Origin of the sequence: Haloprofundus halophilus (assembly GCF_003439925.1) — an archaeon.
GTDB lineage: Archaea > Halobacteriota > Halobacteria > Halobacteriales > Haloferacaceae > Haloprofundus > Haloprofundus halophilus.
Genome location: NZ_QQRR01000002.1, coordinates 261,041 through 275,360 on the forward strand (window position 1 = coordinate 261,041; position 14,320 = coordinate 275,360).

Genomic DNA, 14,320 nt, shown 5'->3' on the forward strand with positions numbered 1-14,320 from the left:
GTCAGCAAAAGGACTTATTCGTCGGAGTCTCCCTGCGACTCTCACGATGGCTGTGTCCGACCACGACATACTGGCACATCTGGCTGGTGCGCAATCGATAGGGGATGTTATCCCGTACGTGGTTCTTACTCGACTCAGCGAAGAGCCGGCAAGTTTTGAGACACTCGCAGACGAGTTCGATGTCGACCGAACCACGATTTACCGATTACTTGACCCAGTTCGTGAATGGCACTTCATCTCGAACGACGGTACCGACTATGATGGATACGAAGTAACGGGGTTCGGGGCGGTCGTACTGCATCACATCGACGCGGCAACTACTGCTGACGAATTTGGCGATTCTGATTCGGGTCTCTCGTATCTTTTGCGGTCGATTCTACGGCCGACACTGCTCAGACGACTTCGAACGAATCCTGCAAGAAAAGCTGACCTCGCCCGTGGGTCTGCGAATCCGTCACGGTCGACGGTACATCGGACAATCGCTGGGTTTCTCGACCATGGGTTAGTCACGCGAGATCGTTCAACTGGTCAGTATACCCTCACAACCGCTGGGAGAGACGTGCTCGCTACGTACGACTCACTGATGAGCGGCGTCCGCATCGCTCGTCGACATACAATCTTCTTTTGCTGTTGTGACGACCGAATCGCCGATTTCCCACTTGAGTCGCTCACAACAGCCGAGCAAATTATCGATGAACCAGTTGCCCCTGATCGGACGATGGTTGCGCTTCAAAAGGTCGTGGCTGCCGGTGTCGACGACATTCGGAGTCTTCGTTCGTGTAGCTCGGCTCAACGTGCAGCCATTTTCTATCCAGTCATCAAATCCGGCGTCCCCTACGAGCTACTCATAACGGGACCTGTGCTCTATACCCGCCCGAAGAAAGATCGGTATCGAGATATCGTGCATCGCGCTATCCGTGCTACCAACGTACGTCTACTCGTCGTTCCCGAAGTCGACGAATTTCCCGTCGAACTCGATATTATCAACGGCGATACTGTTGTAGTCGCGCCATCCAACCCAAGAGATTCCGTAGATTTTGGAGATGGACTTCAATCGGAGATGATCATTGGGAGTGATGCGGACTTGATCGCGTGGGCAGAGGCGCACTACCAGAGGTACCGAGAGGTGTCCGTCCCACCGCTTCGGTATCTCATATCCAATCTACTCAACCACAGTAAAATACCCGACACAAAAGGCGGAGGGAAAGAACGGTCAAAAGGATGAGTGTCTTATAACGGCTTTTCCAGCGGCTACCACTGCGTTGCGACAGGTGAGTACATCGACCCGTCGTTTCGAATTTGGGTATGATGTTTGGTAGATCTCTCTCCAACAGTATCTGCAGTGGTGAACACCCGTTGTCCGTGACCGGACATCGATTCGAAGGTCTACGAAGGTACAGCGCCTCCGTTCTCCAAAATCACGTCTCGATTTCCGTTGCCCGTACGGTGAGCGCTTTCGCGCTTGTCGTACTAATCGGGTCACAACCTGTCCTCGCACAGGAGACGGGAGCTGCCTTCTGCGATACGGACATGGCACAAACAATCAAGAATCTCTTTACCCTCATCCAGTTTGGTGGGCCACTCGTCGGTGGCGTAATCGCACTCGGTACGACGGTCGCGCTTCCGACTGTACGGCGGGCTGACTTCAAGCAAGAACTCAAAGAAGCTCGCAACCAAGCCGTCATCTGGGGAGTCATCGTCGCCCCGCTCGGAACGGCGATCATCGGCTTCCTTCTCACCGAAGTCGTCTCTGGAGGCGCAAGTTGCGCGTTCTAAGACCTACGCCGCTTGGAAGCATCCTCGTCTTCACACTGGCTGTATTTGCACTCACGTTGGCGACGACTCCGTCGATGTCAGTTGCCCATCCATCCAACAAATCCGACCACGGACTCAACGAGACGACCTACTGTACGCTGTGGGCAGGTGATGAGGATGTCTCGAACGTCAGTGCTTTCGAAGATCTCTCGAACGAGTCGTCAGCAGAACTGTGTACACTCGCTGCGGGAACGGACATCCCACTTGACACGCCACCTGAAGCGGTCGAGCAGTGGAATCGTGGGGACTTACAGGACTTCCCACAGACCGACGCAACTCAGTCGATCTATCCACCGAATGCGACGCTCAGTAATGGACGCTTCGTCAAAGACGCATACACCGAGATATTTGCAGTCCAGCCCTCAACGCGGGCGCGACTATCACCGTCTGACCAACCGCTGTACGTCGCCTCGAATGGAACGCTCCTTGGAACCGTTGATTATCGCGTGGCTGTGCCAGCGAACACGACACATGGTGATCGACGGACGAACTGGGAGGTAGTCGACCATGAAATCGTCGAGACACGACTGCTCGTCAATGGCGAAGTTGAATCTACGACATCCGGGACTCACACGCCTGAGCTACCCTACTCGCTAGCTAGTCAGACAGACGAACCCCACTCACTCACACTCGTCGCAGAAATCGCAGTCACAGTAGAAAGACGCGTGTCTGTCTGTACTGCTCGCGATGCACGAGGGGCCTGTCTCGAATGGGACATTCAGCGTGAACGCCGGACGGAGACGCAGGTCGTCCGTGACAGTATCGATGTGGTCGCATACGACCTCACTATCTCGGGCTATCGAGCGGTGTATCCAAACGGCGATTTGGGTCTCGTCGTCTACAAAAATCAGCCGTGGCTTGGCTATTCGCTGCCAAATGGTGACGTCCGTGGTGTGTGGCGCTTTTACTCCGCACGAGACCCAGAGTGGGATACACTCGTCACGAGCACGGATGAGGGTCAGACGGTCGAACATTCTTCGCTGCATCCGTTGCAAGTGAACGCCTTTCCAATCGAGACCGGTCCAACACCCTCTCCACGTCGGACAGTGACGATTCTGGAAACCTACGGTATAGAGACACAGCCACCGACCGTACCCAAGACGGTCCTGTTGGACACTATCGACGAACCGTATACCGCAAGCTACGGAATTGCGACTCGAACAACGACCACAGAGCATAATCTCACGTCAGTGACGGCGTACGGCCTCGTCCGCGGTGTCGAAGTCGATGCGAGCGAATCGTCTTTTGCGACAGTCCCAATCAATGAAAGCGAACTCACGCTGGAGGTCCTGAACACGACTGAGGATTCCGTTACCGTTCGTGTGCGTCTTCGAGATGCACAGACGGGCGAGCCGATTAACACGCTCAGTCGAGAGGGCTACGTCGTTCTAGAAGACCAGCGTGTGAACACGAGTAACAACGGAACAGTGACGACGACGCTCTCACACTCGGCAGGCGGCGTTTCTGCGCGGTACGAACCGGGTCACTGGTGGCGGTCGGTGCCTGGGTATGTGGGTGACTCTGATGTAGTGTACGTCCGGGGGCCGATGCAGTCGATGCTCTCAGTGCTTTATGAAGTCGCGGTATCGGTGTCGCTCTTCTTGCTGGGTGTGTTCTTCATCGACCGAATCACGGGCTGGCATGTGTGGCCTCCCTGGAGGCGGTTGTGATGCAGGCCCACTGTGTGTCTCGTCGAACACTGCTCAAAGCAGGCGTTCTCGGTATTACTGCCCTTGCTGGGTGTACCCAAGATAGCGACACCGCAGATGGGGCGACGCCTACGAGCGTACCTGAGGATTCGGTCTTTCGTGACATCTCCTTTGAGGGTCCGTATTTGGTTGTTCGATTGCAAGATGACCATACGGTCACGAGACTCAATCTGATTGGGCCAGACGGGAGTCTGTTCGCACAAACAGGTGTTGCGACGGGGGCCACAAGAGCGAGGATCGAACTGTTGGATATCACCACCGAGAAGCACTACAATCCAGGGCAATACAGGTTAGTCGCGGTTACTCCTGACAGCGACACTACTTCGATGTCCTTAGACCTCACGCCACAGCTCAAAATCGTTGACGTGAGACAGTATTTGTCTGGTCGACCAACGCCAGGAAACCGAGGGAATGTGGTTACGACAGTTGTGAACAGAGGAACTGGCCCAACCTGGGTATTCAATATTGTCTATGAGAATGCTCCGTACGACTTAGCTACCACTATAGATGCTTCACCGAGTCTTCCGACCGCTAATCTAGCTCTACCGAAGACTGAAGCCGAGGTAATTCTCCATCCGAATGAGTCCCAGGAGTATATGGGGTCTGTTCCCCCATTTGTCATCCCGAATTCCAAGTCCTGTGATGGTTGGTCCTCAGAAACCGTTGTTGTCGTACAGGCAGCCAGAAATAGCAATACCAAACAGTTGGTTCGGGCATCCCACTCTGGGGAACTCTTGAGCGCAAATTTCCGGAATAGCTGTAACGAGATCTCGATTGAGATGATCGGGAAGGAGGCCGATGATGCATAACCGGACGAAATGTGCACTCTTGGTTGGGCTTCTCATTTTGGTCGTGGACCCCGTTGCAGCGCAATCAGGGGAAAATGGCGGTGGCGCGCTCGGTGACGTAATTGTGGCCGCTATCCAAGAAGCTCTCAAAACTCTATTTGCCCCAATTGAGGGGATTATCGAAGAGCATGCGGGTAACCTCGTAGAAACTGTTGTTGATACACCTGCACCTGATGCAGTCTTTGACGAACCCACTAACGGTCCTTGGCCTGGTCTCTATGACTACTACTGGAATGCGATTATTCCACTCTCATTGTTTCTTTGGGGACTCTCTATTGGTCTGGTCATCTTCTTTGAGACAACGAGCAATCTATTCAGCGGTTATCACCGCTCGAAGCTCAAGAAGCGGGCATTCACTGGACTCTTGGGGATTCTCTCTTGGTGGTGGATTGACGCCATTTCTCGGCAGCTAATCCAGAACTTGTCGGTCTATCTTATCCCAGACCTCTCTAATGTGTCACTTTTTCAGACACTGTCATTCAGCGCGATGGGAGTTCTCGGACTTGTTGTTACCCTATCGACGGATTTTGTCCTATTCGTACTTATCGCTCTAATTTACTTCATCCGACACGTTACTCTCTACCTCTTTACTTTGTTCATGCCGATTCTCATCGCGTTCTGGATTCCGGGTGTCGGGCCGTTTTCGCTCGTCTCTGGCTTCATGAAGCGACTGGCAGGATTCTACGTGCCGTTTCTCTTCATGACCGTTCCAGTCGCGCTGTTGTTCCGCATTGGTGAGATCATGGGTTCGAGCTTCGAGCTCTCGATGGGTGGTATCGGTGCGTGGCTCACCGCACTCGTCATCCCCATCGTCGCGGTTGTCTCGCCATTCGTGCTCTTCTGGCAGGCCGGTGCGCTGTTCTTCATGACCGACAGGATGGCACAACGCGTCTCGACGCAGCGCGCTCGAACGCGCGTGAACCAAACCATTCAGACGGGGCGAGGCGGCGCACAGGGCGGACAGAACTTCATGCGCGGTGCACGCGGTCGACCTGCGATACGAGCAGACGGCCAGACCATGCTCAACTCTGGTCACTCGCGCGCCCACGCGACCGGATCGCGGCTCAGCGCATCAGGGTCACAACTTCGTAGACGCCTTAGCGGAGCCAGCGACAGGAATTCCGAAGCGTCTCCCACGCGGTCGAAACGAACCAGTCGCTCTGACTCTCCATCCGGAGACGGTCGAGGTGGACGATTCGAGAACCGGCGCAAGTCGAAGCGGCGGACATCTTCTCGCTCACCTGAATCGAGCGAGGCTGAGAATCGAAAGCAGAGACGTCCCGATGACAGACCAGACGAGAAACCATGAACCAGAACGACCCAACCAAACGCATTCCAAAATCGCTCGGTACTGACGCAAAATTATTCGGCACGTACACGCTGACGGACCTCGCAGTCGCGTTATTCCCGGGGGTGCTCGTCATCTTGTTCACGCAGGTCGTGCTCTCACCGTCGACGGCGATTGCAGGCTACCGATTACAGACATTCACCCTTCCCGTCGCAGGAGGTGCGATTGCCCTCGGGGCATTGTTCGTCTACCTCACGCCAACGTACACGACAAGTCTCGATTGGTTCGCGACGTTCATTGGATTTCACCGAGGTTCGAAAGAACTCACCCACGAAGACGCCAAACAATACACGCAAATCGAGCGTGTCCATCCCGACCGAGGCGCTATCGAGCGAACTGATGGGGCTTTGTTTGGGCTTGTCCACGTCACGCCACCGACGATGGCGTTGGCGACGGATGCTGAATGGGCAACGAAAGCGAGAGCGTTCGAAGACTTCTGCAACACTGTCGTCGAATTCCCGATTCAACTCTATTCGACGACGCAGCCGTTTCCCACAGACGAGTATCTCGCCCAGTACGAATCCAGGCTCACCGATCCGGACGTGAAAGAGAATCCAAAGCTTGCCGCACTCATCGAACACTACACCTCGTGGTACGCAGCAGATCTCGACGAGCGGCGGATGACGATTCGCGACCACTACGTCGTCGTCTCTGTGACACCCGCCGAAGTTCGCTTCGAGCGTGAGAGTCTCACAGAGAAACTCGCAGCCGTGCCTCTTCTGGGTCTATTCGTCCGAGCGCGATTGGCCCCCCGAATCGAAGCACAACGTGAGGCGATGTTCGATGCACTGGACGAACGACTGCGACGAATCGAAGGCGGACTCCGTGGGATAGACGGCTGTCGTGCTTACCGTGTCGATGCCGAGGAGGCGACGCAACTCATCTGTGAGTTCTGGGCAGGCGAACAACGCGACTATCAGGATATCACTCGCGTCTTGCGGACGCGACCACTCGTCGGAGGTCGAAAATGAACTGGAAGCGACTGCGGTTTTGGCGTCGCGCTGAAGATGATGCCGAAGACCCTGGCGAGCATGGTGAGTCTGAAGCTGTCGCTGTCGACTACGAGCCAGAATACAGCCGTCTCACGACCGCCTCAGACAGCCATCAGACGATTATCACGCCATCCAATATCGAGCGGACACCGAATGCAGTTCGAACGGGTGAACAGTGGGCACGGACGCTCTGGATTGGCGAGTATCCTGATGCACCCGCTGATGGATTGTTCGAGACGCTGTATTCGAGTCCAGAGACGCGAACGACAGATATCTCGATTCATCTCACGCCACGGGATACACACCGGACACTCGACTCGCTGGAGAATCGCCTCGAAGACCTCGAAGCCGACTACGAATATCTCGAAGAAAAGCGACGGGCGGGCGCTCGCGGCATCCAAAAAGACCTCGAAGATTACCGCGAGATGTACGACGTCTTGCGGAATACGTCGATGAAGGCATTCGATACGTCGATGTATCTCTCGGTCCGTGGACCGACGCCCGAAGAAATTGATTCGGATGCAGTCGCGAACACAGCACGACGCTCGCCTGCGAATCTCACGCCGATTGCACCTCGATGGGCGCAACTCGACTCACTCGTCGCCACGAGTCCAGTTAGCGTCGACCGACTGAACGAGTCGATGCAAACGAAGACTCCCATGTTGGGCGGGGCGGTCGGTGCGATGTTTCCCTTCGTTGCAGGCGCGTTTGCCGAACCCGGAATCGAGTACGGGACCTACGCACTCAACGAGAGCCCGCTCATCTTGGACCGATTCAATCGTGAAACGGGCTACTGTACGATGGTCATCGGGAAACTCGGTGCGGGGAAATCCTTCTCGACGAAACTGCAGCTCGTTCGTCGAGCGATGTATGACCCCGAGACGATTCTCATCATGCTCGATCCACTCCAGGGCTTTGCAGGCGTGAACGCTGCACTCGGTGGCGAGCGTGTGACAGTCGGGGGGACGCGTGGATTCAACCCACTCGAACTCAAGGCGACGCCTGAACATGTTCTCGCAGACGTTCCCGACCTCGACCCGTGGTCAGAGCAAATCTCGTGGGTGCTGGCGTTCTTCGAGACGTTCTTTACCCACGTTGCGACCCATCCGCTCGGTGACCGAAAGCAGACGCTTCGACGGGCGATTCAGGAGGCCTACGAACGCAACGGAATCACCCGCGACCCAAAGACGCACAGCCGTGAGTCACCCACCGTCCGAGACGTCATTGCCGTTCTCGAAGATTTGCTTGAGGACCCGACCGCGTTTGGCTATGCAACCACGGGCGAACAGCGAAGCGTCGCTGACGACGCGCAGTCGCTGTTGAAGGACCTTCGGCCGTCGTTTCACGAAGGCGGTGACCTCGCCAATCTCGCGAAACCAACGGAGTTCGACCTCGATTCACACGTTGTCTACCTTGACCTCCACCAAGAGGAGGGGACGCGCGGGCGGACAGAGACGAGTCTGATGATGCAGGTGTTGTTCAACGCCGTCTACGAGCGTGCGAAAGGCACTGAGAAACGCGTCGTATTTGCGATTGACGAAGCCCACTATCTGATGAACGATACGACCTCGCTTGAGTTCTTAGAGACGGCAGTCAGACACAGTCGACACTACGACCTCTCGTTACAGTTCATCACACAGACGGGCGGGGAGTTCGCTCTCACACCGGAGGCGCGGACGATTGCGAATCTCTGTTCGATGACGCTCATCCATCGCGTCCAAGAAGAAGCTGAGACGCTTGCCGAGTGGTTCGGATTGAGCGAACGTGAGGTGAATTGGGTGCAGACGGCAAAGGCCGGTAACGACGAGGACGGCTACTCAGAAGCACTCCTCAATATCGATGAGGAAGGCTGGTTCCCGCTTCGAGTTCGAGCGAGTCCGTTCGAGGCAGACGTCATCGCGAATGGAGTCTCACAGAGAGATTTACGAGATTCATCGGCGACTCCCGCACAAGACCTCCAGACGGAGACCGAAAGGAATGGCCAGCCCTACTCTGTCTCTCAGTATGGCGGCGAGGGGAAACTCCACCGACCAGGAGAGACATTGAGGTGAGGTCTCTGAATCCGAACGCGCTCCCGATCGAACTTCGCCATCGCCCGCAGTGGGTCTGCTGGGGATCTATAGAGCGAGACGGCAAGCAGACGAAGGTTCCGCTCAACCCTACGAGTGGGACGTACGCTTCGACTGCCGATGCGGCTACGTGGGGAACCTTTGAGGAAGCGTTGGCTCGTGCGACCCAGAATGGGATCTCGGGCATCGGCTTCGTCTTCACCAGTGACGACCCGTATGTCGGTGTCGACCTCGATGACTGTCGTGACCCTGATGCGGTGACGTTGAATAGAGAGGCCGTCGAGATTGTCAGACGTCTTCGGTCGTATACTGAAGTCTCGCCATCAGGAACGGGAGTACATATCATCGCTCGGGGGACCCTCCCCAGTGGCGCACGTCGACGCGGGATGGTCGAGATGTACGACGACGGCCGATTCTTCACGATGACTGGCAATCATGTGCTCACAACGCCCGAACAGATCCGTGAGCGTTCGCGTGCGATTCGAAGCGTTCACTCTGACTTCGTTGCCGACTCAGGGTCGACTCGCTCGGGGAGACGACCTACCACACAATCCCGTGAGCTGTCGTTCACCTCGAAATTGGATGATGAAGAGATACTCCAACGTGCCCAATCAGCGGCAAACAGTGAGAAGTTCTCTCGACTTTGGAACGGCGATATCAGTGGATACGACAGCCACTCCGAGGCTGATATGGCGCTCTGCTGTTTGCTTGCGTTTTGGGCGGGTGGTGATTCCTCACAAGTCGATCGGCTGTTTCGACAGTCTGGATTGGTTCGTGAGAAGTGGGATGAGGTTCACTACGCTGACGGTGCGACCTATGGTGAGATGACTGTTGAGCGGGCGTGTACTCGTGTTACCGACGGATATTCCAGTTGACTCCGTTCCGTTGATTCTGTAGTGAACGCTTGAGGGACAATCTCCGGGATTCGTCTCCAAATTCAGACCATCTGTTTGAATTTCATCCATAATTATTCTCATTCTTGTGAAGATTCTACTAGAGAATAACTAAGTACGTAGCAAAACAACTCCCAATCGAGGCAATTCATGGCCGAAACCGACCGTCGCCCTACAGACGAGGTTCGTCAACCAGAGCCACCGCTTCCCGAAGAGAGCGGGTTGACGCTCGAAGAGTACCTCGCAATGCAACAGGCGATCGGCCACCCAACGCGGTTTCGCATCCTGCGAACGCTCGTCGCCAACAACGAACTGAGCGCTGCTAAACTCAAGTCTGCAGTTGGCGTTGAACCCCACAATTTCCACTACCACCTCGACGAGTTGGTTGACGTTGGTCTCGTCGACAAACGCCAACGCCGAACCGCCGACAGCCAAGGCTTCTACACGTACTACCGGCCGACAGCAATGGGATGTGGAATCCTCGAGCACGGTGTCGAGGAGCTGATGCGTCGAGAACGTGAGTTCAACGACGCCTACTCGTAGTCAGATTTCACAGAATCGGGTGACTTTCGGCACTTCCTGAGAACTTCGGTGGTATCGGTCAAACTCGAACACTTGGCGTGTCTTTCCACCGGTAATTGGGAAGAATCGAGAGCGGGACCGTGTTCCGGCAGGGCAGACGTTCCTACCGTATCTTTTTGCGGCTTCTCTGTATCGTCTCGGCATGGAGTACACCACCTTTGGTCGGACCGGAACAACGGTGAGCAAGATCTGTCTCGGCTGCATGAGTTTCGGAACGAACTGGGATGAGTGGACACTCGACAGAGAAGAGAGCCGCGAACTCATCGAACGAGCTATCGACCTCGGAATCAACTTCTTCGACACAGCGAACGTCTACTCTTACGGCGAGAGCGAAGAGATTCTTGGCGAAGTGCTCTCGGAGTACGACCGCGACGAGTTCGTCGTCGCAACCAAAGTCTATGGGCAGATGGACGAGGACGACCCCAACTCCGGCGGCCTCTCACGGAAGAGTATCGAGCAGGAATTGGAAAATTCGCTCAACCGATTGGACATGGATACGGTTGACCTCTACCAGATTCATCGCTTCGATTACGACACGCCCATCGAGACGACGCTTCGCGCACTGGACGACGCGGTTCGTCGCGGGAAGGTGCGCCACATCGGTGCGTCGTCGATGTGGGCACACCAGTTCGCCGAGGCCCTCCATACGTCCAATAGTCTCGGTCTAGAGCGGTTCGTCTCGATGCAGAACCTCTACAACCTCGCTTATCGAGAGGAGGAGCGAGAGATGCTGCCGCTCTGTGAGAAAGAGGACATCGCGGTGATGCCGTGGAGTCCGCTGGCGGCGGGCTTTCTCACACGTCCCTACGGAGAGTTCGACGCGACGACGCGCGGTGAACACGAGTCCTCGCTCGGGCGTGGCTACACCAAGGGCGGCGGTCCCGAGATAAATCAGCGTGTGCAGGAACTCGCCGACGAAAAGGGCGTGAAGATGGCACAGATTGCGCTCGCATGGCAGTTCCACAAAGAATGGGTGACGACGCCCATCGTCGGAACGTCGAGTATCGAACATCTCGAAGACGCTGTGGAAGCGCTCGACATCTCCCTGTCGGATTCCGACATTGAGTACCTCGAAGAGCCATACGAGCCGATTCCGGTGTCAGGACACGAGTGAACCTGGTTTGGTCACCCAGAGCACCGGCTCTGTTGAAGTGATCACTCTCTGATAGTTGTTTTTGAAATATGGATAGATGATAACTAGCTGCCTGTCGAAGGTTCTCTCGCATGTCGACCAGCTCAGACCTCAGTGTTCGTCTCGTACGGAATGCGACTGTCCTCGTGACCGTGAGCGAGACGACGTTCCTCGTCGATCCTTTGTTTGCGGCTCCCGGTGATTTGCCGCCCATACAGAATACGCCGAACGACCGTGCGAATCCGCTTGTCCCATTGCCAGACATCGAACTGTCCTACGACGCCGTGGTCGTCACTCACCGTCACCCGGACCACTTCGACGAGGCGGCAACGGAGGAACTCGATGCTGACGTCCCGTTGTTCTGTCAGCCTGTGGAAGCAGACGCCTTCGTAGACGATGGGTTCACCGATGTCCGACCGGTCGACGACGAGGTCTCGTTTGACGGGGTTACACTCTATCGAACGCCTGGCCGTCACGGACACGGACAGCTAGCCGAAGAGATGGGGCCTGTCTCCGGATTCATCTTTGAAGCCGACAAGACGCTGTACCTCGCTGGTGACACGGTCTGGTACGATGCGGTCGAACAGACACTTGACCGGTTTGAACCTGATGTCGTTGTCCTCAACGGTGGCGAAGCACGGTTCAATCACGGCGAACCGATTACGATGGGGGTAGAGGACATCGTCGCCGTCCGCGACGCCACTGATGGCATCGTCGGTGTCGTTCACATGGAGGCAATCAACCACTGCCTTCTCACCCGCGACGAATTGCGATCGAAAACGGAGAACGTCCACGTTCCCGAAGACGGAGCACAGATCTCGTTTTGACATCCACCCACGACTGAAGTCGTAGGCTTCTGTCCCGCATCTATGTGACATCAATCAGACTCGAACACGTGGAGTGTATTTTTAGCGATTCGAGCAATCTGATATGCGATACACGATACATAATACTGAGCGATACGATTTTGTTTCCCGGAAGCTAGACATAGACGGAAAAGCGACCATGCCCATCAGTAGACGCCGATTCGACGCGATCAACGACGACGACGAAGTGTCTCCTCAGACGTTGGCAGAGCGGATTGTAGGGTTCCTCCACGATCGTCGTGATCAGGCGTTCCGACTGACGGAAATCCGCGATGAAACCAGGATCAAGCACGGGAGTATTTGTCCCACGCTGAGCCGCCTCAAAGAGCGAGGAATCGTGGAGCACCGGGCAAACTATTGGACGCTTTCAGATTCCTATATGGCGTCCGAGGAAGCGGCAGTATACACGAACCAAGTAGCTGCACAGTACGATGATGATAAACAGTTCAATGTGTCTGCCTGGGCTGACCAGTCTGAAGATCCGAACGCTCGACAGTATCGCGATTAAATGAGGCACACACGGCAGGATTTGGTGTTCGCACCGGATCCGTTTAAGTCAGGAACAAATCCTTGACCTGGGCTAATCATTTCTGACGACGAAATGCCCTTCCCAGGAGACATGCTGTGCGTTGCCTGTACCCGGTCGGAGTATCCCATCTCGCTCAAGTTACAATCCCAACCAAGACCACCATGACGACACTTCACATCACCGTCGGCGACCGAGCACAGCTCCGTGAGAACTCCCTGCAGTTCATCCAAAACGCAGAAGCTGATGAGGGGACGGTAGAGGATGACCGAGCAATTCTTCAGTTTGGATCCTACGACGACCTCGTCGATAGCCTCACTCCGCTGCGTCTCGAACTTATTCAAGCAATCGCGACAAAACGCCCCTCGAGTATGCGTGAGGCGGCCCGACTAGTCGACCGCGACATCTCCGATGTCCACGCAGACTTAAAACATCTAGAGGTACTGGGCATCCTTGAACTCAAAGAAGGCGGCCCTGATGGGGCGATTCAACCAGCTGTTCCATTCGACAAAATCGAGATGCACATTGACTACCCGCTCCTCGACGACGTCGACGCAGACAGTACTCCTGCTAGCGCTAACTAGTTTGAGAACCTGAAGAGGAGAGGAAAAGAATGGCCACGTTCAAAAGCCAGTGAGTCTCATCGGGATCAGAATGACTCATCTGTAGAACGTAATCCAGTGAGTCGACACAGGTCCCTCATGACGACGATGCGCTGAACTCTCAGTTCTGTCGCTCTGTCTCGCTATTCTCTTCTCGTGGGTCACTCACGAACGCGAATAACCGAGTTGGTCCATGCAGGAGCTTGATGTGATTGTGGCCCTCGAGTACCTCCAGACGGTTGTATATGCTATTGCGCGAAAATTCGGTTTGTTCCACTAAATAGCCCTTTGTCGCAATCCCCCATGGTTCATCGCCATCCCTCCCCTCTTTGAGCACATCAAGGATGGCTTGGTCGGTCCGAGTCAGGTCGGACGCCTTCATGCAATCCACTGCGACAGCCATGAGCAATATAGAACAGCATACGCAATAAGCGTTGTACTCCAGACATGGTTAGCTGACTGTGCAAATTGCACATCTATAAGTTGGTCCACAGCGTAGTGACTTCCGTCGAAAGCAGGGTGTTGCCGAGAAATCGGCCGGCGGTGCAACGCCGACCACGCTTTCGAGCGAGCGAAAGCATGTCAACAAACGCAACCAACAGTGAAAACTGCACCGACAGTCGAACGGCAGGCGAAGCAATCACCAACATTCGAGACCTCCGTCGTGGAGATCAGGTACTCTTCGGCGACCGGTCGAAGCCAGTCACCGTTGTCGACCTAGGTACCCGCGAGTTTCCTGTCGTCAACGGCGAAGACCAATTCATTCACCTCGTCAAAGTCCATGGTGACTGGGCGAACGCCAAAACCTACATTCTCGGTGCCCAGCGAAGCGTCTGGACAGGAGAGGCCGAAGGAATCATCTGCGAACAGACTGGTCCCGTCCAGGCTCTCTGGCGTGCCTCGGAGGCCACAGCATGAGTGCCTTCGACAATCAGCGC

14 protein-coding genes are annotated in these 14,320 nt (G+C 55.4%); all 14 read left to right on the top strand.

Going from position 1 to position 14,320, the window contains the following annotated elements:
* The first annotated feature begins 46 nt into the window (after positions 1-46).
* Entirely contained in the window at positions 47-1,225 is a 1,179-nt protein-coding gene (locus DV709_RS17740) for a transcriptional regulator FilR1 domain-containing protein (protein WP_157972713.1), read from the top strand.
* 305 nt (positions 1,226-1,530) lie between these two features.
* A complete protein-coding gene (locus DV709_RS10900) occupies positions 1,531-1,776 on the top strand; it encodes a hypothetical protein (RefSeq protein WP_174786362.1) in 246 nt (81 codons plus the stop codon).
* A gap of 74 nt (positions 1,777-1,850) precedes the next feature.
* Positions 1,851-3,485, top strand: coding sequence for a hypothetical protein (locus DV709_RS10905; protein ID WP_117594469.1), 1,635 nt, complete (start codon positions 1,851-1,853; stop codon positions 3,483-3,485).
* Positions 3,486-3,769: 284 nt separating this feature from the next.
* Positions 3,770-4,333, top strand: coding sequence for a hypothetical protein (locus tag DV709_RS17745; RefSeq protein ID WP_157972714.1), 564 nt, complete (start codon positions 3,770-3,772; stop codon positions 4,331-4,333).
* Complete coding sequence (locus tag DV709_RS10910; protein ID WP_157972715.1) at positions 4,326-5,681, top strand: hypothetical protein; 1,356 nt, start codon at positions 4,326-4,328, stop codon at positions 5,679-5,681. Before DV709_RS17745 ends, DV709_RS10910 begins: the two co-directional genes overlap by 8 nt.
* Positions 5,678-6,691, top strand: a complete 1,014-nt coding sequence (locus DV709_RS10915) for a hypothetical protein (protein WP_117594471.1) — start codon at positions 5,678-5,680, stop codon at positions 6,689-6,691. Before DV709_RS10910 ends, DV709_RS10915 begins: the two co-directional genes overlap by 4 nt.
* Positions 6,688-8,763 carry a VirB4 family type IV secretion system protein gene (locus DV709_RS10920; RefSeq protein ID WP_198665705.1) on the top strand — a complete coding sequence of 692 codons (2,076 nt, stop codon included), beginning with the start codon at positions 6,688-6,690 and terminating at the stop codon, positions 8,761-8,763. The genes DV709_RS10915 and DV709_RS10920 overlap by 4 nt, the downstream gene beginning before the upstream one ends.
* Before the next feature lie 440 nt (positions 8,764-9,203).
* On the top strand, positions 9,204-9,656 hold the full coding sequence (locus DV709_RS18410) for a phage NrS-1 polymerase family protein (RefSeq protein WP_394338694.1): 453 nt from the start codon (positions 9,204-9,206) through the stop codon (positions 9,654-9,656).
* Between the two features lie 168 nt (positions 9,657-9,824).
* A complete protein-coding gene (locus DV709_RS10925) occupies positions 9,825-10,217 on the top strand; it encodes a winged helix-turn-helix domain-containing protein (protein ID WP_117594472.1) in 393 nt (130 codons plus the stop codon).
* Between the two features lie 181 nt (positions 10,218-10,398).
* Positions 10,399-11,370 (top strand): aldo/keto reductase, encoded by a 972-nt coding sequence (locus DV709_RS10930; protein ID WP_117594473.1) that lies wholly within the window; start codon positions 10,399-10,401, stop codon positions 11,368-11,370.
* A gap of 110 nt (positions 11,371-11,480) precedes the next feature.
* Entirely contained in the window at positions 11,481-12,215 is a 735-nt protein-coding gene (locus DV709_RS10935; protein WP_117594474.1) for an MBL fold metallo-hydrolase, read from the top strand.
* 103 nt (positions 12,216-12,318) lie between these two features.
* Positions 12,319-12,762 carry a MarR family transcriptional regulator gene (locus DV709_RS10940; RefSeq protein WP_232819729.1) on the top strand — a complete coding sequence of 148 codons (444 nt, stop codon included), beginning with the start codon at positions 12,319-12,321 and terminating at the stop codon, positions 12,760-12,762.
* Between the two features lie 182 nt (positions 12,763-12,944).
* Positions 12,945-13,364: an HVO_A0114 family putative DNA-binding protein gene (locus DV709_RS10945; RefSeq protein ID WP_117594475.1), complete on the top strand. Its 420-nt coding sequence runs from the start codon at positions 12,945-12,947 to the stop codon at positions 13,362-13,364.
* A gap of 597 nt (positions 13,365-13,961) precedes the next feature.
* A complete protein-coding gene (locus DV709_RS17750; protein ID WP_157972716.1) occupies positions 13,962-14,300 on the top strand; it encodes a hypothetical protein in 339 nt (112 codons plus the stop codon).
* Positions 14,301-14,320 lie beyond the last annotated feature (20 nt).

Excerpts from the sequence above, each read along its gene's own strand:
- DV709_RS10930 (WP_117594473.1), top strand. The coding sequence starts at position 10,399 with ATGGAGTACACCACCTTTGGTCGGACCGGAACAACGGTGAGCAAGATC.
- DV709_RS10900 (WP_174786362.1), top strand. The coding sequence starts at position 1,531 with ATGGCACAAACAATCAAGAATCTCTTTACCCTCATCCAGTTTGGTGGG.
- DV709_RS10925 (WP_117594472.1), top strand. The coding sequence starts at position 9,825 with ATGGCCGAAACCGACCGTCGCCCTACAGACGAGGTTCGTCAACCAGAG.
- DV709_RS18410 (WP_394338694.1), top strand. The coding sequence starts at position 9,204 with ATGACTGGCAATCATGTGCTCACAACGCCCGAACAGATCCGTGAGCGT.
- DV709_RS17740 (WP_157972713.1), top strand. The coding sequence starts at position 47 with ATGGCTGTGTCCGACCACGACATACTGGCACATCTGGCTGGTGCGCAA.
- DV709_RS10910 (WP_157972715.1), top strand. The coding sequence starts at position 4,326 with ATGCATAACCGGACGAAATGTGCACTCTTGGTTGGGCTTCTCATTTTG.
- DV709_RS10920 (WP_198665705.1), top strand. The coding sequence starts at position 6,688 with ATGAACTGGAAGCGACTGCGGTTTTGGCGTCGCGCTGAAGATGATGCC.
- DV709_RS10915 (WP_117594471.1), top strand. The coding sequence starts at position 5,678 with ATGAACCAGAACGACCCAACCAAACGCATTCCAAAATCGCTCGGTACT.
- DV709_RS10935 (WP_117594474.1), top strand. The coding sequence starts at position 11,481 with ATGTCGACCAGCTCAGACCTCAGTGTTCGTCTCGTACGGAATGCGACT.
- DV709_RS17750 (WP_157972716.1), top strand. The coding sequence starts at position 13,962 with ATGTCAACAAACGCAACCAACAGTGAAAACTGCACCGACAGTCGAACG.
- DV709_RS10945 (WP_117594475.1), top strand. The coding sequence starts at position 12,945 with ATGACGACACTTCACATCACCGTCGGCGACCGAGCACAGCTCCGTGAG.
- DV709_RS10905 (WP_117594469.1), top strand. The coding sequence starts at position 1,851 with ATGTCAGTTGCCCATCCATCCAACAAATCCGACCACGGACTCAACGAG.
- DV709_RS10940 (WP_232819729.1), top strand. The coding sequence starts at position 12,319 with ATGCGATACACGATACATAATACTGAGCGATACGATTTTGTTTCCCGG.